This window comes from Vibrio sp. J2-3(2022), from assembly GCF_021725735.1.
Lineage (GTDB): Bacteria > Pseudomonadota > Gammaproteobacteria > Enterobacterales > Vibrionaceae > Vibrio > Vibrio diabolicus.
Window position 1 is genome coordinate 124,363 of the sequence record NZ_JAKKCK010000002.1, and the last position, 23,823, is coordinate 148,185.

The following is a 23,823-nucleotide window of genomic DNA, read 5'->3' on the forward strand; positions in this document are numbered from 1 at the left end:
GTTCATTTGTTTCATTCTTGATAAATCAATTCATTTGGTGGGTCTGAATTTTGAATAAGGATCCCGATTTTAAAGTGAAGTTGATGTTTAACAAGAGTTGAGTGGCTTTTATTAAAACAAGATAAATATGCGCATAGATTCCTATTGGTGTATGACACATAATTACTTAATTGAGCATCAAATTGCTGTTATTGCACTATATAATCAGGCAATATATAGCAAATTAGTATTGTTAGTCAAAAACTTGACAGTTATTTAGGGTTAAGATTTATATGGATCGTACAGCGTTAGTGTCACTCGGTAATCAAGTCGTCGTAATAGGTTTAGATGGGGAGCTGAGAGTCCTAACAGAAGGACAACAGCCCCTACCAGGTGAAGTGGTAGTGGCAACGACAGATGCTGCACCTCTAAATTTGAACATTCAACTAACTGAAGAGCAAGGCTCAAAAGATATTTCAGATGATGTGGCACGAATTATTGGTGCTATTGAGCAAGGTCAAGACCCTTCTATAGTTGATGAAGAACTCGCGCCAGCTGCGGGTGAAAACAGTGGTTCAAGTTTACAAAATAGTGCCACGATTGCACGGGATGGCACTGAAGTACTGGCCTCAACAAATTTTGAAACTATTGGCTTGGAATCCCTCGGTTTATCTGAAACACAAGCGTTGACCTTAAATGACTTTTTCGCAACAAATATAGAAACCAGTGGAGACGGCTCAAATAAACCGCTTACTAATTCTCCAGTGACAGTAAGCGCTATCGAAGAAGATAGCGATCCCATCACGATAATTACCGAAGAATTACTATCAAATGTCGATATTGACGATGCCGATACTCTTATCGTTACAAACGTCACTATTGAGAGTGGGAATGGCACTTTAATTGATAACAACGATGGATCTTGGACTTATATCCCAGAAGCTGATGATGATACTGAAGTGTCATTCTCCTATGACATCATTGATGACGATGGGGGTGTTATTAATGGCACTGCTAATTTAGATATTAAGCCTGTTAATGACGCGCCAATAGCGACTAACGATGCGATTCAAACTGACGAAGATTCCCAGGTTGTAATTGATGTGCTCGCTAACGACAGTGACATTGAAGGTGACGATTTATCCATTACTTCTGCTTCTGTATCAGAAGAGCAAGGTATCGTTGAGATTGTCGATGGTAAGCTTGTTTTCACTCCGGCTGAAAACTTCAATGGTAATGCAACTATTAGCTACACCATCTCAGATGGTGAGCTAGAGGATGAAGCTCAAGTCTCGGTAACAGTAAACTCAGTTAACGATGCGCCAGTGGCAAAAGATGACGCGGCAACAACACAAGAAGATACCGCTGTCACGATTGATGTGTTGCCAAACGACACTGACATCGATGGTGATACGTTAAGCATTGAATCGGCGTCTGTGCCGAGTGACCAAGGTCAAGTCGAGATTATTGACGGCAAGCTTGTATTTACGCCAACTGAGAACTTCAATGGCGACGCTGAGATCACTTACACCGTCACCGATGGTGCGCTGACTGACGAATCGACGGTCAAAGTTACGGTGAATGCTGTGAACGATACGCCTGTGGTTGAGAGTAGTATTGCAGACCAAACCTTGGCGGAAGATTTCACGCCATACACGATCGATCTGAATACGGCCTTCAGCGATGTGGATAACGTTGATGGCGAGCTGAGCTTCAGCGTTTCTGGCAACAGCAATATTCAAGTGGCGATCGTCAATGGCATTGCTACGTTCACTCCAACCGCGGACTGGAACGGCTCAGAAATCCTAACGTTTACTGCCACTGATCCAAGCGGTGAAAGCGTTAGCCAAACGGTGAACTTCACGGTTGCGCCTGTGGCGGACATCGTGGCAGACAAAGCGACGGTTGTGGAAGACACGGCGACCATCATCAAGGTCTTAGATAACGACACGTTCGAAGGCGACGACAAAGTGGTGTCGCTTGATACCAATAACGGTCCAGCTAACGGCACGGTCTCGGTCAATCCTGATGGCAGCGTAACTTACACGCCAAACGACAACTACCACGGTACAGACAGCTTCACCTACATCGTCACCACCGGTGGCGTCAGTGAGTCCACCACGGTGAACGTCGATGTGACACCGATCAACGACGCGCCAGTGGCAAAAGATGACACGGAGATTACTGACGAAGATACTGCTGTCACGATTGATGTTCTGCCAAACGACACCGATGTGGATGGCGATACGCTGTCGATTGAATCGGCGTCCGTACCTGAAACACAAGGTAAGGTTGAAATTGTTGACGGCAAACTGGTGTTCACACCGGCCGAGAACTTCAATGGTGACGCCGAAATTACCTACACCGTAACGGACGGTCAATTGACCGACGAAGCGAAGGTAACCGTTACTGTAAATCCAGTAAACGATGCGCCAACCATCAAGGTCGATGCTGTAGAGAGCATCACTGAAGATGCAGTGAGCACTGATACGGTAGTGGCAACCTTAACGGTTCACGATACTGACACGCCGGAAGATGAGCTTACGGTGTTGCTAGAAAACAACTCAAACGGTTACTTCGTGTTGGTTGGCAATGAAGTCAAGCTAACTCAAGCAGGCGTCGATGCAGTTAACAACGACGAACTTAACCTTAAAGATCTAACTATCAGCGCGTCAGTATCGGATGGTGTTAGTCCAACGGCTAACGACAGTGACAGTTTGATTGTGAATCGTGTTAACGATGCACCGACTATCGATAACGTCATTGCAGGTCAAGAGCTAGCGGAAGATTTCGATGCATACACGATCGACTTGAATGAAGCATTCAAAGATACTGATTCCTCGCTAAACTTCTCAGTGTCTGGCAACAGCAACGTGTTGGTTTCGATTGAAAATGGCATTGCGACCGTTAGCCCAACGGCAGACTGGAACGGCTCAGAAACCCTAACGTTTACTGCTACTGATCCAAGTGGTGAAAGCATCAGCCAAACGGTGAACTTCACAGTTGCGCCAGTGGCGGACATCGTGGCAGACAAAGCGACGGTTGTGGAAGACACAGCGACCATCATCAACGTCTTAGGTAACGACACGTTCGAAGGCGACGACAAAGTGGTGTCGCTCGATACCAATAACGGTCCAGCTAACGGCACGGTCTCGGTCAACCCTGACGACACCGTGACCTACACGCCAAACGACAACTACCACGGTACAGACAGCTTCACCTACATCGTCACCTCCGGTGGCGTCAGTGAGTCCACCACGGTGAACGTCGATGTGACACCGGTCAACGACGCGCCAGTGGCAAAAGATGACACCGCTACGACACAAGAAGACACCGCAGTGACGATTGATGTTCTGCCAAACGACGCCGACGTGGATGGCGATAAGTTGTCGATCCAATCAGCGTCCGTACCTGAAGCACAAGGCACAGTCGAGATTGCTGACGGCAAATTGGTGTTCACACCAGCTGAGAACTTCCATGGCGACGCTGAAATCACCTACATCGTTACGGACGGTGAATTGACCGACGAAGCGAAGGTGACCGTTACAGTAAATGCGGTGAACGACACGCCTGTAGTTGAAAGCAACATCGCAGACCAAACTTTGGCGGAAGACTTTACGCCATACACCATCGATCTAAATACCGCTTTCAGCGATGTGGATAACGTTGATGGCGAGTTAACGTTTAGCGTCTCTGGCAACAGCAACATCCAAGTGGCGATCGTCAATGGCATTGCTATGTTCACTCCAACGGCAGACTGGAACGGCTCAGAAATCCTAACGTTTACTGCCACTGATCCAAGCGGTGAAAGCGTTAGCCAAACGGTGAACTTCACGGTTGCGCCTGTGGCGGACATCGTGGCAGACAAAGCGACGGTTGTGGAAGACACGGCGACCATCATCAAGGTCTTAGATAACGACACGTTCGAAGGCGACGATAAAGTGGTGTCGCTTGATACCAGTAAAGGCCCAGCTAACGGCGCGGTCTCGGTCAACCCTGACGGAACTGTGACCTACATACCAGATGATAACTACGTCGGCAAAGATACGTTCACTTATGTCGTGACATCAGGCGGTGTGTCTGAATCCACTACCGTTGAAGTCAATGTGACGCCAGTGAACGATGCGCCAGTGGCAAAAGATGACACCGCTACGACACAAGAAGACACCGCAGTGACGATTGATGTACTGCCAAACGACACCGACGTGGATGGCGATGTGTTAAGCATCGACTCTGCGTCTGTGCCGAAAGAGCAGGGCACGGTTGAAGTGGTTAATGGCAAATTGGTCTTCACTCCGGCAGAAAACTTCAATGGCGACGCTGAAATTACCTACATCGTAACGGATGGTCAATTGACCGACGAAGCGAAAGTGGTAGTTACCGTTAACCCAGTAAACGATGCGCCAACTATCAAAGTTGATGCCGTAGAAAGCATCACTGAAGACGCAGTGAGCACTGATACGGTAGTGGCAACCTTAACGGTTCGCGATACTGACACGCCGGAAGATGAGCTTACGGTGTTGCTAGAAAACAACTCAAACGGTTACTTCGTGTTGGTTGGCAATGAAGTCAAGCTAACTCAAGCGGGTGTTGACGCGGTTAACAACGATGAACTCGACCTTAAAGACCTGACTATCAGCGCGTCAGTGTCGGATGGTGTTAATCCAACGGCTAGCGACAGTGATAGCTTGGTTGTGAATCGTGTTAACGATGCGCCAACAGTTGATAATGTCATTACAGATCAAGTGTTATCGGAAGATTTCGATGCATACACGATCGACTTGAATGAAGTATTCAAAGATTCCGATTCCTCGCTAGAATTCTCAGTCTCTGGCAATAACAACATCCAAATTTCTATTGTGAATGGTGTTGCTACCATCACTCCGACTGCGGATTGGAATGGCAAAGAGACAATTACGTTCACAGCTAAAGACCCAAGCGGTGAAAGCGTAAGTCAAACGCTGAACTTTACGGTAGCACCAGTAGCTGACATTGAGGCTGATAGTGCGGATGTAGTCGAAGACACACCAATCATCATTAACGTCTTAGGTAACGACACGTTCGAAGGCACTGATAAAGTGGTGTCTTTGGACGCCGATAATGGTCCTAAAAATGGCACCGTCATTGTGAATAACAACGGCACGGTGACCTACACACCAGATGACAACTACGTCGGCAAAGATACGTTCACTTATGTCGTGACATCAGGCGGAGTATCCGAATTCACTACCGTTGAAGTCAATGTGACGCCGGTCAACGACGCGCCAGTGGCGAAAGATGACATCGCTACGACACAAGAAGACACCGCAGTTACTATTGATGTTCTGCCAAACGACACTGATGTGGATGACGATAAGCTGAGTATTGAATCAGCCTCTGTACCTAAAGAGCAGGGTACGGTTGAAGTGGTGGATGGAAAGCTCGTTTTCACTCCTGCAGAAAACTTCAATGGCGACGCTGAAATTACCCACATCGTAACGGATGGTCAATTGACCGACGAAGCGAAAGTGGTAGTTAGCGTTAACCCAGTAAACGATGCGCCAACTGTCAAGGTTGATGCCGTAGAAAGCATCACTGAAGATGCAGTGAACACTGATACGGTAGTGGCGACGTTGGAAGTCGCTGATTCTGATACGCCAGAAGACCAATTGACCATTTCTTTAGAAAACAACTCAAACGGTTACTTTGTGTTAGTTGGCGATGAAGTCAAGCTGACTCAAGCGGGTGTTGACGCGGTTAACAACGACGAACTCAACCTTAAAGACCTGACTATCAGCGCGTCAGTGTCGGATGGTGTTAATCCAACGGTTAGCGACAGTGACAGTTTGATTGTGAATCGTGTTAACGATGCGCCGACTGTTGATAATGTCATCTCAGATCAAGTGCTATCGGAAGACTTCGCGACCTACACGATTGATTTAAACAGCGCATTTAAAGACAGTGACTCCACACTTAACTTCTCAGTGTCCAGTAACAGCAACGTGTTGGTTTCGATTGAAAACGGCATCGCGACCATTTCACCAACTGCAGACTGGAACGGTTCAGAAACCCTAACGTTTACTGCTACCGATCCAAGTGGTGAAAGCGTCAGCCAAGCGGTGAACTTTACGGTTGCACCAGTAGTCGACATCGAGGCTGACAGCACGGATGTAGTCGAAGACACGCCAACCGTCATTAACGTCTTAGGTAACGACACGTTTGACGGCGACGATAAAGTGGTGTCGCTTGATACCAGTAAAGGCCCAGCTAACGGTACAGTCTCCGTCAACCCTGATGGCAGCGTAACCTACACGCCAAACGACAACTACCACGGTACAGACAGCTTCACCTACATCGTTACGTCCGGTGGGGTATCGGAGTCCACCACGGTGAACGTCGATGTCACACCAGTGAACGATGCGCCAGTGGCAAAAGATGACGCGGCAACAACACAAGAAGATACCGCTGTCACGATTGATGTTCTGCCAAACGACACCGATATTGATGGCGATAAGCTGTCGATTGACTCGGCATCTGTGCCGAGTGACCAAGGTACAGTTGAAATTGTTGACGGCAAGTTGGTCTTCACACCGGCCGAGAACTTCAATGGTGACGCCGAAATTACTTACACCGTCACCGATGGTGCACTGACTGACCAAGCGACGGTCAACGTCACCGTGAATGCCGTAAACGACACGCCTGTGGTTGAAAGCAGCCTCGCAGACCAAACCTTGGCGGAAGACTTTACGCCATACAGCATCGATCTAAATACTGCCTTCAGTGATGTGGATAACGTGGATGGCGAGCTGAGCTTTAGCGTCTCTGGCAATAGCAACATTCAAGTGGCGATCGTCAATGGGATTGCTACGCTCACTCCAACTGCGGACTGGAACGGCTCTGAAGCGTTGACCTTTACTGCCACCGATCCAAGCGGTGAAAGCGTCAGCCAAGCGGTGAACTTCACAGTAGCGCCTGTGGCGGACATTGAGGCTGATAAAGCGACGGTTGTGGAAGACACGCCAACCATCATCAAGGTCTTAGATAACGATACGTTTGAAGGCGACGATAAAGTGGTGTCGCTGGATACCAATAACGGTCCAGCTAACGGCACGGTCTCGGTCAACCCGGATGGCAGCGTAACCTACACGCCAAACGACAACTACCACGGTACAGACAGTTTCACCTACATCGTCACATCTGGGGGCGTCAGTGAGTCCACCACGGTGAACGTCGATGTGACACCGGTCAACGATGCGCCTGTGGCGAAAGATGACATCGCTACGACACAAGAAGACACCGCAGTTACTATTGATGTTCTGACAAACGACAATGATGTGGATGGCGATAAGCTGAGTATTGAATCAGCCTCTGTACCTAAAGAGCAGGGTACGGTTGAAGTGGTGAATGGCAAACTTGTTTTCACTCCGGCCGAGAACTTCAATGGCGACGCTGAAATCACTTACACCGTGACTGATGGTTCACTGACTGACCAAGCGACGGTCAGCGTCACCGTGAATGCGGTGAACGACACGCCTGCGGTTGAAAGCAGTATCGCAGACCAAACCTTGGCGGAAGACTTTATGCCATACACCATCGATCTGAATACCGCCTTCAGTGATGTAGATAACGCTGATGGCGATCTGACCTTCAGCGTCTCTGGCAACAGCAACATTCAAGTGGCGATCGTCAATGGCATTGCCACGATCACTCCAACCGCGGACTGGAACGGCTCAGAAATCCTAACCTTTACTGCCACCGATCCAAGCGGTGAAAGCGTAAGTCAAACGGTGAACTTTACGGTAGCACCAGTAGCTGACATTGAGGCCGATAGTGCGGATGTAGTCGAAGACACACCAACCATCATTAACGTCTTAGGTAACGACACGTTCGAAGGCACTGATAAAGTGGTGTCTTTGGACGCCGATAATGGTCCTAAAAATGGCACCGTCATTGTGAATAACAACGGCACGGTGACCTACACACCAGATGACAACTACGTCGGCAAAGATACGTTCACTTATGTCGTGACATCAGGCGGAGTATCCGAATTCACTACCGTTGAAGTCAATGTGACGCCGGTCAACGACGCGCCAGTGGCGAAAGATGACATCGCTACGACACAAGAAGACACCGCAGTTACTATTGATGTTCTGCCAAACGACACTGATGTGGATGACGATAAGCTGAGTATTGAATCAGCCTCTGTACCTAAAGAGCAGGGTACGGTTGAAGTGGTGGATGGAAAACTCGTTTTCACTCCTGCAGAAAACTTCAATGGCGACGCTGAAATTACCTACATCGTAACGGATGGTCAATTGACCGACGAAGCGAAAGTGGTAGTTACCGTTAACCCAGTAAACGATGCGCCAACTATCAAAGTTGATGCCGTAGAAAGCATCACTGAAGATGCAGTGAGCACTGATACGGTAGTCGCAACCTTAACGGTTCGTGATACTGATACGCCAGAAGACCAATTAACCATTTCTCTAGAAAACAACTCAAACGGCTACTTCGTGTTGGTTGGCAATGAAGTCAAGCTAACTCAAGCGGGTGTTGACGCGGTTAACAACGATGAACTCAACCTTAAAGACCTTACTATCAGCGCGTCAGTGTCGGATGGTGTTAATCCAACGGCTAGCGACAGTGATAGCTTGGTTGTGAATCGTGTTAACGATGCGCCAACAGTTGATAATGCCATTACAGATCAAGTGTTATCGGAAGATTTCGATGCATACACGATCGACTTGAATGAAGTATTCAAAGATTCCGATTCCTCGCTAGAATTCTCAGTCTCTGGCAATAACAACATCCAAATTTCTATTGTGAATGGCGTTGCCACCATCACTCCGACTGCGGATTGGAATGGCAAAGAGACAATTACGTTCACAGCTAAAGACCCAAGTGGTGAAAGCATCAGCCAAACGGTGAACTTCACGGTAGCGCCTGTGGCGGACATCGTGGCAGATAAAGCGACGGTTGTGGAAGACACGCCGACCATCGTCAAGGTCTTAGGTAACGACACGTTCGAAGGCGACGATAAAGTGGTGTCGCTCGATACCAATAACGGACCAGCCAACGGCACGGTCGCGGTCAACCCTGACGGCAGCGTAACTTACACGCCAAACGATAACTATCACGGGGCAGACAGCTTCACCTACATCGTTACGTCTGGGGGCGTCAGTGAATCCACCATTGTTAAAGTTGATGTCACGCCAGTAAACGACAAACCTGACAGTGAAGACTTTACGCATGTGGCCGATGATCAGCTTACGCACGTTGTGTTTGATACCGATACGAAACCTTTAGGTGATGGCGACTCTCAGGATCATATAGCGGATATTGAAGATGACTTAAATAGCAACGATCTACATGTTCGGATTACTGAACTGCCAACATCAGGTACGTTGTTCTTTAAAGATAGTGACGGTGAGTTGCACGAAATTAAAGAAGTAAGCGATACGCTTTATGACAAAGACAGTCTTTACTATGAAGCTGATAATGTTGGCTTCTTATTAGGTATCAAAGATCGTCCAAATACGCCTAATGGCTCGGAATCTACAACAGATTTCAATAACTGGGGATTAAGTGAGGATGGTGGTCCATCAAATTCACGTACTGAGCATTTAGCAAATGGAGCCTCTATCACCATTTCTTCTGATAGCGGTGAGCTTGCACAGTACAACCGCCAGGTGTCACATATCGGCAATGGTATCGCTGACAATGATGGGCAGGGTATTGAGAAGGGTGAAACGATTACGATCGATTTGTCTAATAACCCTGTGGGCAGCGTAAACCTTGGACTAGATGGACTAGGTGGATTGTTTGATTACGGTGATGACAACGCAGCGCTTATTACGGTTACATACTTAGATTCAAATAATGTCCAACAGACTCAAACGTTCGAGTTTTTGAAGCCTGAAGGCAACTTCATGCTATTCCAAGAAACAAGCGTTGGTTATGGGAAAGAGCTAGCTCTTCCTGAAGCTTCGGTCATTACTCAGTTAGATTTTTCTACGAAAAATGAAGGTAACTGGGAGTTACGTTATGTAGAAGGTGTTCCTGCCGAAGACAGCTTTGGATATGTGGCCGTCGACTCTGAAAGTGGCGTTAGCGATCCATCTACAGTCAATATCGTTAATGAAATGCTAGATGGTAATGTTGCTGAAAATGGGCCAAGTCTGTCTGTGGTCGGTGATAGCGTGACTGAGGGTGACAATGTCACGTTTTCGGTTGTTCTAGATGAAGTCACCAGTACTGCTGTTAAGTACCAAGTTGATATGCTTGCTCAAGGTTCTTCAGTTGATAAGAATGACGTAAATCTATCAAATGCAACCTACACAAATGGTGTTGTTTTCTTAGGTGGTTACTTGATTGTTCCTGCAGGTATAAGCAGCTTCGAAATATCGATTCCGACTATTGATGATTTGGTTGTGGAAAGCAGCGAAACGATCGTTCTTGAGATCGGCGGTGAAACGGGGACGGCAACAGTTCTTGATAATGATAGTACAGAACTTAGCGTAGTAGATGCCGGCGATGTCATTGAAGGAACTGACGCAATATTTACCGTTTTACTCTCTAACCCTGTTCAAGAGGCCGTTGTCGTCAATCTGAAGTCAACAACAGATGATAGCTATACTGCGGAAGATGTTGATTTAGGCACTATGGTAGTGACCTATGTGGATACTCATGGTCAAACTCAAACATTAGATATGGCGCCTAATGGAGACGTTACCATACCTCTAGGTGTCGCTGAAATTAAAGTCGCAGTCCCGACCAAACTAGATAATGTCCATGAAGGTGATGAGAGCTTTGGTCTGACGGTTACGGAAATCGGTAGTGTCACCAGTAATGGTATTGCAACTGGTAACGCAAATATTGTGGATTCTGATCCTGCACCTTTAGTTAGTATTAGTGCTGATCAAAACAGCGTAAATGAAGGTGAAACGGCAGGCTTTACACTGACACTTGATAAAGTTGCAGATGAGAGCGTTACGGTTGATGTCGAGTATAGTGGCGTGGCCCAAGATGGAAAAGATTTTGTTGGCGTTCTGAGTGTTGAAGTTCCTGCGGGTCAATCTACAGCTGCTCTTGACTTACTGACGCTCACCGATGGTATTTATGAGGGCGCAGAATCTTTCACAGTAACCATTAAAGAGGTGGATGGCGCTGATGCGAGCATTGCTTCAAATAACAGCGCAAGTGTTGTGATCGTTGATGCCCAAAGTGCACCGAAAGTGACTATTAGCTCAGATCAACCCTCAGTTGATGAAGGTAGTGATGCAAAATTTATCGTCAACATTGACCAAAAAGCAGATGAAGATGTACTGGTAACATTCACAATCGGCGGGAATGTTGATGACAAAGATTATATTGCTCCAAGTACGTACACAGTCACGATTCCAGCGGGTAAAACGTCGGCGCCGATTGATATAAAAACTCTCGATGATGGTATTTACGAAGATCTTGAAAACCTAACTGTGACTCTAATTGATACGGTTGGTGCAGATTCGACGCTTGCAAGTGACTCGAATGAAGCAACAGTCTCTATTATAGATGCTCAGCACGCTCCAGAGTTTATTTCTGGCGGCGATAGTGCGGGTGACAAACCAAATGATGATGTTTACGACTTCGGGTCAGTTAACGAAAACACGGTGAATGGGTCCGTTATTGGTACGGTCGTTGCAGAAGATCACGATAATGACGTGCTTGTATACCGCTTTGCAGATGGCTCGACCACTAATGGTATTTTTGATATCGACCCGACAAGCGGAGAGATTTCATTGAACAAGACAATCGATGATGTTGACTTGGGCGATTATACGCTTCAGGTTGAAGTTATCGATGGAACTGGCGGGATTGATACTGCCGAGGTCAATGTTTCTCTGGTAAATGTGAATGATGCACCTGAATCTTCGCCTTCCGCGGTTGAGATGAGTGAAGATACCCAAGTGATGCTTGATTGGTCATCATTCGGTATTAGCGATGTTGACTCTAACGTATCAGAGCTCTCCGTCCAAATTACAACGCTTCCTAGCGATGGGTCATTAGAGTATAAAGATTCGCAAGGTGATTGGCAGTCTGTCCAAATCGATCAAGTGCTTGATAAATCGCTCTTTGATGAAAACAGTGTTCGCTTTGTACCTGAATTAAATGAGTCTGGCAGTGACAGTTTCGGCGGAAATCAAGTCGGAAACCTGGAGTCTAGTTACGCTCAAATTGGCTTTAAACCAACAGATGCACAGAGTACCGGTCAAGAGTCAACACTGACAATAGACGTAAATCCTATCGCTGATAAACCGAACTTAATCGCAGTGACGCACGAGAACTCATTACCACAACAAGAGTTTAACGTTACAACATGGAGCAATGTTCAAGTTGGTTCTAGTAATGGCATGGGGGTCAGCGGAGAGACTCTAATTGCAGCGATTAACGCTATTGATGCAGCAGATGGTACTCAAGTGAGTTGGTCAAATGTGGAAGATTTAGGGACTCATGCAACCTTGGCAAATGAGGCCGTTCTCGTTACATCTCTTGTTTATCTCGAAGCTGGATCGAGTTACGACTTTGTCGGTCAAGCCGATGATAGCCTTGCAATCAAGTTGGGTGGTACGTTACTTGATCAAGCTCGTTGGGGTAGCGACAGTGGTGATATTAAGGGTGCTAGCTTTACCCCTTCGGTATCTGGCTTTTATCCAATTGAAATTTATCACCATAACCAAAGTGGTCCGGGTAACTTTAATGTGGATGTATCCATTAATGGACAAGCACCTGTCAATCTGAGCAACAGCAGTCTTTACGTAGTTAGTGATGAAAGTGCACTAGAAGCAACTGATATGAGAACGTCCGAACTACAAGAAGTTAATGGTGTTGCGTTTTACGAAACATATCAGCTGAACGAAGGGTTACAAGATACAGCGATACCGCTCTCTGAAATTAAAGCAAGCTTAAACGATACAGATGGCTCTGAATCACTTAAAGTCACGCTAACTGGCTTACCTGTAGGTGCGATCCTTTCAGATGGAAACAGTTCTATTACTGTAGCAACCATTGATGAAGAACTGGACGTGACAAGTTGGGCATTAGATACACTTACTGTGACTCCACCAGCTGGCTCCCATGATGACTTCACAATCAATTTGACGGCAACGAGTACAGAACGCGCGAATGGTGATTCAGCAGAGTCTAACTTAGCGATCAATGTTGTAGTACATGAGAACTTACCGACGGAAACGGAAAGTGATATTGGGAAGACCAACGAAGATAATTCGCTACAGGGTAACGTATTGCGTAATGACTTTGATGACGACAACACCCTGATGGTTGATCACATTACTATTAATGGTACTGACTATGCGGTAGGTCAAAACGTATCTTTGACCAGTGGCACTTTATTAGTAAACCAAGATGGTAGTTACGTATTTGAACCTACCGAGCACTGGTCAGGTGATGTTCCGTTAATTAGTTACACCACAAATACTGGCGCAACAAATACGCTTGATATCAACGTTGTCGCAGTTGCAGATGCCCCTGCGATCACGATTAATGTGGGAGAGTTAGTAAAAAGAGATGCTGTTGATCCTAATCACAACTTAGCTACTTCTGCGATAGATAAAACGCCTACAGAGAATGAACTCGTCGCTGCTGATCTTGGTTTGGATGATGTTGTGCAAAAAAATCACTCATACGCCGGAGTGATGCTAGGAGACAACAACGACAGAAGTGATACCGATAGCTTATTCGTTGGGACTGATTACAATGACACCTTCTACGGTGGCGGCGGTGATGACGTATTTATTGGCGGTGGTAATAACGACTCTTTCTATGGTGATGATGCGTCCACTATTACAGATTATGATGGCCAAGATACGGTTTACTTAACTGGAAACTTCAGTGACTACAAAATGACCTTCAAAGACGATCATGGAGGTCAAGTTCCATATTGGATTTTGCTAGATAATCGTTCTATCGATTCGGTAAACGACCACACAGGTAGTGATGATCGTGGTGATCACTTATATGAAATTGAACGAATTGTTTTTGCAGACAAAGTCGTTGAATTGAAGCCCGACGGCACCTATGAAGTGCTTCAAGAGCGTTGGATTCCCGTTGATATTAACGTTGATTTGGTTGATGTCGATGGAAGTGAAAGCTTGGCGCAAACTGTTTTTGTGGAAGGTTTGCCGGATGGTGTAGAGCTGTATATCGATGGACATGCCGTTAATCAGGACGCAAACGGTAATTATCTTGTCACCCTGGATGCTAACGGTAAGGTCTCTTTAGATATCAGAGTACCGTTTGATTATGAAGGTAGTCTAGAGTTCCCACTAAGCGTTACCGCGACGTCGGTTGAAGAAGCAAATAATGATGCCGCTTCAACAACAGAGTCTGTTGCGCTTACAGCTCGTGACTATCTTCTAGAGTCGGGTTCACATGGGAGCGATCAGATAACGGGCAGTGACGATCACGATATTATTGTTGGCGATGTCCAAGGATTGGAGATTATTGCGGGTCAGGACTACAACATCGCCTTTGTTTTGGATACTTCAGGGAGCATGGGTAACTGGGTAGGAACTGCGAAGCAAGAAGTGCTAGATGTGTTTGATGAACTGTTAAGCGCTGCAAATCAGGGTGAGAAGCCTGGAACAGTGAATATTCACCTCAGTGAGTTTGCTTCAAGTGCGTCAGCAGTTATTTCCGTTGACTTGAGTTCTCCAACAGCAAGAGATGAGTTTGTAAAAGAACTGAATAGTGCTATAGGTGATGAGGGTGACGGCGGCACAAACTATGAGGCGGGTTTACAGTCAGCTGTTGAATGGTTTAGCAGTCAACCTAACCCTAATGGCCAAAATATCACGTACTTTGTTACTGATGGTCAACCAAATAGAGCAACGCATCTCTATCATTTAGCGCCGAATGAATTCTCGAAAGTGATTTTGGATGTCGATGATTCTGGCAAGCTTGTTACCCTGCAAGATATAGTTAGTAACAGTAGTTATTCATACGGACAGACGGTTACCTACAAAGGTGACGTCGTTATAGATAGTTACGGTCAGGTATATTCACCGCTAACAGGTAGAACCCTTGGTGATATCGACAGATATAATGGTTCTATCCGTTACTACGATGAAGGTGGTAGCTCAACACAAGCTCAACATATGTATCAAGTGTTAGCAGCATTGTCTTCAGTAGAGTCGATAGGTCTTGGTAGTGGTGTTGATGAACAAACACTTAAGCAGTATGACACTGATGGTGTGGTAGAGTCAGATATCGATGTTACTAAACTTGCTGAAACGATATTGGGTCAAGATGTGCCCCTAAAACAAGGCTCAGACACTATTCAGGGTGGAGAAGGTGACGATATCTTGCTGGGTGATTTAATTGAATTTGGCGGTAATGAGCAAGGTTTGAGTGCGATTCAATCACATGTGGCACAGCAAACGGGTCAAGATGTTTCTACCATTGATGGTGAAGACATCCATGAATACGTTAAAAATAACTTAGAAGAATTCAACCAATCTCACCAAGGTGATAAGTCGGATAACTTATCTGGTGGTGCTGGCAACGATTTACTGTTTGGTCAGGGTGGTAACGACATACTCGTTGGCGGTGAAGGTGATGACATTCTGATTGGTGGTTTAGGTAATGATATCTTAACGGGAGATGAGGGCTCTGACATCTTTAAGTGGAGTGAAGTGACCAACGAGGTTGATACGGTTACTGATTTCAACAAAGATGAGGATACTTTAGACTTCTCCGATCTGTTTGATGACTTATCAAAAGATGAAGTTGGTGAGCTTCTTACTGATCTTCAGTCCGGTGATCATACTGGTGATGTCGGAGAGTATTACGTAGAAGTGGCACCAGATGGCGGCTCGGAAGCGAACTTGAGTATTACGAAAGGTGGCTCGACATTGGACATCCATTTTGATGGTGCAAGTGTCGATGATGTGACTCAAAGTCTGATTGCAAGTTTAGAAGCGCAATACAAAGACATGTAGCATGTCTAGCCACAGGTGAAATTGAAAATCAAAAAAGGTCTAGCATTTTGCTAGACCTTTTACTTTTAAACTCCGTTCATTGCGATGTTAGCTCTTAGGAAGTGTCGTGAAAACGGTCCACTCTTTCTTCACTTCACCTTTGTGGCCAATCACCGTTGCGGTGACTCGACGGTTCAACGCATGACTCACTTGGTCGGTGCCTTGTGTTGCAAGTACCGTGTCTCCATAGCCGACAATGGTGACTCTATCTCCACTAATACCATTCATCATGAGTTCTTTTCTAACGTTCTCAGCGCGGCGTTTAGATAAGTCAAGATTGTGTTCTGCAGTACCAGTACGACTGGCATAGCCCTGAATCTCGATAGACGTATTTGGGTACTCCTTCAAGAAGTCGGATAGTTCTCGAATTTGCTCCGTAAAGATAGGATTGATCACATCGGAATCATTCGCGAACAGAACTCGAATTTGCATTTCTTGCGAGGAGTCGACATAGGAACCGCAGCCATCGTTATCTATCTCGGCACCTAAAGGAGTACCCGGACATAAATCGCGCTCATTAATGACTCCATCAGAATCATCATCAAGATGATCTGCCCACTGATCGGCAATTGGCGTATCAATATAATCATATTCATCGCCTTTATCGGATGAACTGCATGCCGAAATCATCAATGAGAGTGCAATAATAGTTATGTATTTCATAATTAATACTCCACTTCTTCTAGCCATTCTTTAGGCATTTCAACCCTTAATGCACTCAACAGTTGACCTGTTGCGTTCATCACTCGATATTTGGCGTACTGCTCTGCGTATTTAGAATCTAAGTAGTCTTTACGTGCCTCAAAGAGTTCGTTTTCAGTATTCAATAGATCAAGCAGTGTTCGCTTACCAATGCGATATTGTTTTTCATACGCAATAACGGTTTCAGATGCCGAGTCTACATGATCTGACAAGAACTCTTTTTGCTGTAGGGTCAAATCCAGTGCGCTCCATGAAAGCCTTAACCCTTCTTCAACATTGCGATAAGCACCTTCACGTAAGTCTTTCGCTTTATTTAACTGATAGGCGAAGTTTTCTGAGTTTGCAGCGTCACTGCCGCCATTAAATAGGTTGTAGCGTAGACGTAGCATGGCAAGTGTCTCATCACTGCGGCCTTTTAAGCCATCAGCGTCGTCACGCCATGTTTGTGAAGCTTCAATGGAAATGGTTGGGTAATTAACACCTTTAGATTGTTTGTATTGAAACTTAGCCGAATCTACGTCTGCGAGCGCGACTTGAATGACAGGGTGCAGCTCAAATGCCAAACCTACCGCTTCATCAATGGTGTATGGAATGAAATTCTGATCCGCTCTTGGAAAGATCAACCCTTGCGGGGTTTGACCCACTAAACGAGTGAACATAGTGTGAGAGTCGTACAAATTATTTTGAGCAGCTGCCAAATTACCGTGTGCTTTTGCCAAACGTGCTTCTACCTGTGTTAAGTCAGCGGTAGAGCCGATACCCGAGTTGACTCGTTTTTTAATGTCATCGTAGATATCTTTGTGAACTGCTAGGTTGTTTTCAGACAGCTTGAGTATTTCGTAAGCTTTTACAGCATCTAGATACACTTTGGTGACTTCAAGTGCTTTATCCGATGCGTCGGCCAAAAGTTGAAATCTTACTGATTCAGCATCGGCTGCGGTACGATCGATATCATTTAAGGTTGCACTGCCATCCCATATGAGCTGAGTTAGTGTTACCGAAGCTTCCTTTCGAGTGTAATCTGTATCCCCACGTCCCACCTCGTCAGAAGGATCTAATCCCTCGTAACCAATGCCCGCATCTAAATCAATAGAAGGTAAGTAGGCGCCCGAAGAGGCTTCATTTACGTATTTTCGACTAGTGAACTCGTTAAATGCGCTCTTAATGTCAGGATTGTTTTTTAACGTCAATGCCACGGCTTGCTCTAAAGTTTGACCGAAAACGGGTAAAGACACTATTAAACTACAGCAGCAAGCAATATTTAGTCGGTTCCATTTCACGGTATTTCTCCTAAAAATTCGTGTTGCTTTTTGCTATTTCATCTCATAACTGAGACGAAACATCATAAATAACAGTGCTTGAGTAAGGGATTTATCAACCTACTGTTAAAACTAGGCTTTTGTTTAAAAATTCCAGAATTTCGCCTTTTTAAACCTTAGCACATATGGCAAATGTTGCTCAGCAACACAGCATGTTTAGGCCAGAGAAAAGCGTGAATTCTTAATATCATAGCGTTTCGCAGCTAGCGTAACTCTGTACTTTTTGAATAACTCCGCCCCTTGAGTTACCAAGCATCCCACGAGCTGCGCATACAACGAAAAAATGATGATTTTGACTAAACTATAGACGTAAATGTAGGGGTGACAAACTTTTGACTTGGTTTGAAGTGGGGCGAGGTAGATATGGATCGAGTAACTTTGAGCTCATTGATGGGCAACATCGTGGTTATCGGGCTGGATGGGGAAATTAGGACCCTAGAAGAGGGACAACTACCTCAACCAGGAGAGTTAATAATTGATGAGGTATCAGATACTTCTGAGCTTGTGATCGAGCAGGTGACACCACAAGGAAGTTCGATAAACGTAACTGATGATATCACAGCGTTAATTGAAGCAATTGCTAGTGGGGAAGACCCGACTGAGCTGGGTGAAGAGTTTGATCCTGCTGCAGGTGAAGGTGAAGGAAACGGGTCTAGCCCACAAAATACGGAGGCTATAGATCGCACAGGTGCTGAATTACTCGCCAGTACCAATTTTGAGACAGTGGGAACTGACGGAACAGGATTTTCAAGTACTCAGGTAGAGACGCTACTCGATATTTTCCAAATACAACCACCAGAACCAACAGCAATATCAGTTCCTGCAACAGTAATTGTTCAAGAGATTTCTAGCCCAACTGTCAATGAGGGCGATCTGGTTTCCTTCGACGTCACACTTAACCAACCAACAGAAGACAATATCAATATCACTTTTTCGCTGTTCGATCAGACTGCGACTGGTGGATCTACTGACGAGAGCGGAAGTGACTACGTCAACGAGAGTGTTCTCATAACATTTTCCGATGGCACAACAGAAGAAATCTCAGTCGATGACAACGGTATTTTTACTGTGTCGGTCCCGTTAGGTGAAAATGGTTTTACGGTTTCTCTCGATTCTATAAATGACTCTATATTCGAAGGTCCAGAAACATTTACGCTTTCTGGCAACACAGAAGAACAAAGTACACCTGCAACTGGGATTGCAACGATTGTTGATGATGGTAGTGGGCCTGGTTTAAGTCCTGATGATGATCGTCCAACGGTAACGATGAGCGATGCAGGGACGATTAATGAAGGTGAGTTAGCCAGCTTTAAAGTGTCTTTATCGAATCCATCAGCTACAGATGTTGAGGTCGAACTAAGTCTCAACTTAGGCGATACAGAAGCCGGCGACTTAGGTACCTTGGAATACAACACGGGCTCCGGTTGGGTCACAGTACCAAACGATGGTGTGGTGACGGTGCCTGCCGGACAGACCGAATTTGATGTGCGTATCGCTTCCATTGATGACGCGGTGTACGAAGGTCCAGAAGATTTCAGTGTTACGGTAACTGGCATCGGGGCGGTGCAAGGCAGCGATACAGGTACAGCTACGATTGTGGATGACGGCAGTGGTCCGGGCCCCGATCCGGACGATGATCGCCCAAGTGTGAATATTACGGATGCTGGCACCATTAATGAGGGTGAGACAGCGAACTTCAAAGTCACTTTATCGAACGCGTCTGAAGCGGAAACGCAAGTAGAGTTGGGTCTTAATCTTGGCGATACCGTGGTTGGAGACTTGGGCTCCCTAGAATACAACACGGGAAGTGGTTGGGTTGCAGTGCCAAATGATGGTGCGGTGACCGTGCCAGCAGGGCAAACCGAGTTTGATGTGCGCATTGCTTCCATTGATGACGCCGTTTATGAAGGTCCAGAAGATTTCAGCGTGACGGTAACGGGCATTGGTGCGGTGCAAGGCAGCGATACGGGTACAGCAACGATTGTGGATGACGGCAGTGGCCCTGGACCTGATCCCGATGATGACCGCCCAAGTGTGACTATTACCGACGCTGGCACCATTAATGAAGGTGATACGGCGAACTTTAAAGTCACGTTATCGAATGCTTCAGAGTCTAGTGTTCAAGTTGAACTCGGCCTCAACTTAGGCGATACCGAAGCGGGTGACTTAGGCACCTTGGAATACAACACGGGAAGTGGCTGGGTCACAGTACCAAACGATGGCGTGCTAACGGTGCCAGCCGGACAGACCGAGTTTGATGTGCGCATTGCTTCTACTGATGACGCCGTTTATGAAGGCCCAGAGGATTTCGGCGTTACGGTAACGGGCATTGGCGCAGTACAAGGCAGTGATACGGGGACGGCAACGATAGTGGATGACGGCAGTGGCCCGGGGCCTGATCCGGATGATGACCGTCCAAGTGTGACTATTACCGACGCTGGCACCATTAATGAAGGTGATACGGCTAACTTTAAAGTCACCTTATCGAACGCCTCAGAGTCAACTGTTCAAGTTGAACTCGGCCTCAACTTAGGCGATACCGAAGCCGGAGACTTAGGCACCTTGGAATACAACACGGGAAGTGGCTGGGTCACAGTACCAAACGATGGCGTGGTGACGGTGCCTGCCGGGCAGACTGAGTTTGATGTGCGTATCGCTTCCATTGATGATGCGGTGTACGAAGGTCCGGAAGATTTCAGTGTTACGGTAACGGGCATTGGCGCAGTACAAGGCAGTGATACGGGCACGGCGACGATTGTGGATGACGGCAGTGGTCCAGGTCCCGATCCAGATGATGACCGTCCAAGTGTCTATATTGTCGAAGATAGCGTTGGCGTGAATGAAGGTACTGAGGCTGTGTATACCGTTAGATTATCGGCGGCGGCCGATATCGATGTGACCGTCAGGTTGAACACCTCAACCGACGGCAGCAACACGGCGGAAGCGGACGATATAGGTAGCTTTGTGGTGACCCTTGCTGATGGTGTGACAGTGGTGAATGCCAACAGTGACGGTACGTATACCATTCCCGCCGGTGAGAACGAGCTGAAAGTCACTGTGCCAACCACAGATGATGGCGTCTACGAAGGGGATGAAACCTTCACTGTGGCGGTACAAGGTGACACGGGCGTCCTAGGCAGTGACAGTGCGCTGGGCATTATTTACGACGGTGGTAACGGCCCTGGTCCCGATCCAGACGATGACCGTCCAAGTGTCTATATTGTCGAAGATAGCGTGGGCGTGAATGAAGGTACTGAGGCTGTGTATACCGTCCGGTTGTCGGAGGCTGCCGATATTGACGTGACGGTAAGGTTGAGCACATCAACAGGAGGAACTAATACGGCAGAGCCTGGCGACATTGGTGCTATTAAGCTGACATTATCTGATGGAGTAACTGTGGTGACCGCCAACAGTGATGGCACGTATACTATCCCAGCAGGTGAAACCGATCTCAAACTGTTTGTCCCAACCACGGACGACGATGTGTATGAAGGAGATGAAACCTTCACGGTTGCAGTGCAAGGTGCAACTGGAGTACTTGGTACTGACACTGCGTTGGGCATTATTTACGACGGCGGTAACGGCCCTGGTCCTGACCCGGATGATGATCGCCCGACCGTATCTATCTCAGATGCGGGTATCGTAGATGAGGGTGATATCGCGACGTTTACCGTGTCATTGAGTAATGCTTCGGAAGGTACAGTCCAGGTGCAGTTGACCTTAAACCCAGACGAAACAGAAGTGGATGATCTTGGCTCGCTAGAATATAACACCGGAGCAGGTTGGGTTGCTGTGCCTGTCGATGGCATCGTAACAGTGCCAGCAATGCTTACCGAATTTGATGTGCGCATTGCGACCATTGATGATGAAGTTTATGAAGGTCCGGAAGACTTCAGCGTGACCGTGACGGGTTTGGGCGCAGTTCAGGGCACCGATACTGGTTTAGCGACCATTGTGGATGATGGCACTAAAACGGACGACGATCGACCAACTGTGTCTATCTCGGACGCGGGTACCATTGATGAAGGTAGTTTCGCTACATTTACCGTGTCATTGAGTAATGCCTCAGAAGCAGCGCTCCAGGTTCAGTTAACGCTGAATCTGGATGAAACAGAAGTAGGTGACCTTGGCACTCTAGAGTACAACACCGGTTCAGGTTGGGTAAGTGTACCTGTAAGCGGCATTGTGACGGTGCCGGCAGGTATGACGGAATTTGATCTACGCATCGAATCAATTGATGACGGTGTGTACGAAGGCCCTGAAGATTTCAGCGTTACAGTAACTGGCTTGGGAGCAGTGCAAGGCAGCGATACTGGTCTGGCGACCATCGTGGATAACTCACCACCTACAGCCCGTGATTTCATCATTTCGCTCGATGTTCAAAATGGTATTTTCCCGGTTCAGGATGTTGAATTTGATGGAATAACGACGTCTGGGGAACAGCGTGTTGAAGATCTCGAAGATGACGCAGTTACTGCAAATGATGATGATATTTTAATTCAGGTCGTTAGCCTTCCTGAACACGGTGAACTGTATTATGTGGATGGAAATGGACAGGAAGTCATTATAGACGAAACCACACAGTTCCCTGAAAACACAGAGGTTAAGTATCGTCTGACTGAAGATTTCTTTGAGGAGCAGAGCTTTGACTCAGCCGACCTTCTTGAAGAACAAGGGAAAGATATCTTGGTGGGATCCTACACTCCTCCTAACTCGAACTTAACGTTCACTGGAGGTCAGATCACCACCATTGGCAACAGCATCATCTTTGATTCCGACGCTCAGATTTCAGTCGATTTTGCGAATCAACAGGTCGGGTTGGTTGTCGTTTCGCCAAATGAAACGGGTCAGGGTGATGAAATCAGTACTGGTGAATATATTACGTTAGAACTGGATGAGGATTTATCAGCTAACGAAGCGAAGCTGAACTTAGCCAGTCTGAATGACCGCTTCAACAGTGGTGGTGCATGGTTAACGGCATACATCTTCCTAAATGGTGCACTTGTTGATGTTCAGCAGTTTTACTCAACGGATATTACTTATACCAGCAACCACGAAGGTTCTATTACCGTTGCGTTAGCAAATGGCAGCTTTGATGAAATTCGACTTACTCCAGAAACCGATAGCGCGAGTGATAAAGCGGGCTTTACCTTAGTTGGAACTGAAATCACCAGTTTTACTGACGTGAACGATGACTTTACCTACCAAGCTATTGACACTGATGGTGCGGTAAGTAACGAAGCTACGGTAGCGGTTGATTTCGAGAACGTCACGGTAGACGCTGTCACGGCGCTTGGTTATCAAACCATGGCCTTAAATTCGGATCTGAATCTGGTTATGGGGACAGATGGCGATGATATTCTGGTTGGTACTGAAGGCAATGACCTGATCATCGGTGGTTTAGGTAATGATATCTTGACTGGCGGTGAAGGTGATGACGTATTCAAATGGACAGAAATGCAATCCGCAACTGACACCGTGACGGATTTCAGTGACGGGGATCAGCTGGATTTTACCGATGTATTTGATGATATGAGTGGTACGGATATCTCCGCCTTGCTTGATGATCTTGGTTCGGGTGACTATCGCGGCAGTGTGGATGACATTTCCGTTGAAGTGACTGAAAGTGGAGGTAACTCGACGTTGACCATCAACAAAGATGGACAACAGCTAGAGGTTAACTTTGATGGTGCCTCTGCAGCCGATATTGCCAATAGTCTGATTTCTAATCTCGATCAATTACGAGAATAGATGGCCAAAGATAAAAAACGGAGCGTTTTTTCGCTCCGTTTTTTATTTAATAATAC

4 protein-coding genes are annotated in these 23,823 nt (G+C 46.5%); 2 read left to right on the forward strand and 2 right to left on the reverse strand.

Annotation, left to right across the window (positions count from 1 at the left end):
* Positions 1-383 precede the first annotated feature (383 nt).
* Positions 384-15,956 (forward strand): tandem-95 repeat protein, encoded by a 15,573-nt coding sequence (locus L3V27_RS08780; RefSeq protein ID WP_237311959.1) that lies wholly within the window; start codon positions 384-386, stop codon positions 15,954-15,956.
* A gap of 87 nt (positions 15,957-16,043) precedes the next feature.
* Here L3V27_RS08780 and L3V27_RS08785 read toward each other — a convergent pair whose 3' ends face one another.
* A complete protein-coding gene (locus L3V27_RS08785) occupies positions 16,044-16,658 on the reverse strand; it encodes an OmpA family protein (protein WP_164666046.1) in 615 nt (204 codons plus the stop codon).
* A 2-nt stretch (positions 16,659-16,660) separates the two neighbouring features.
* Positions 16,661-17,977, reverse strand: coding sequence for a TolC family outer membrane protein (locus tag L3V27_RS08790; protein WP_164666047.1), 1,317 nt, complete (start codon positions 17,975-17,977; stop codon positions 16,661-16,663).
* A 402-nt stretch (positions 17,978-18,379) separates the two neighbouring features.
* Here L3V27_RS08790 and L3V27_RS08795 point away from each other — a divergent pair, with 402 nt between their 5' ends.
* Positions 18,380-23,767 (forward strand): Calx-beta domain-containing protein, encoded by a 5,388-nt coding sequence (locus L3V27_RS08795; protein ID WP_237311640.1) that lies wholly within the window; start codon positions 18,380-18,382, stop codon positions 23,765-23,767.
* Positions 23,768-23,823 lie beyond the last annotated feature (56 nt).

Bases quoted from the DNA above. Each gene is read 5' to 3' on its own strand.
- L3V27_RS08785 (WP_164666046.1), bottom strand. From the start codon at position 16,658: ATGAAATACATAACTATTATTGCACTCTCATTGATGATTTCGGCATGC.
- L3V27_RS08795 (WP_237311640.1), top strand. From the start codon at position 18,380: ATGGATCGAGTAACTTTGAGCTCATTGATGGGCAACATCGTGGTTATC.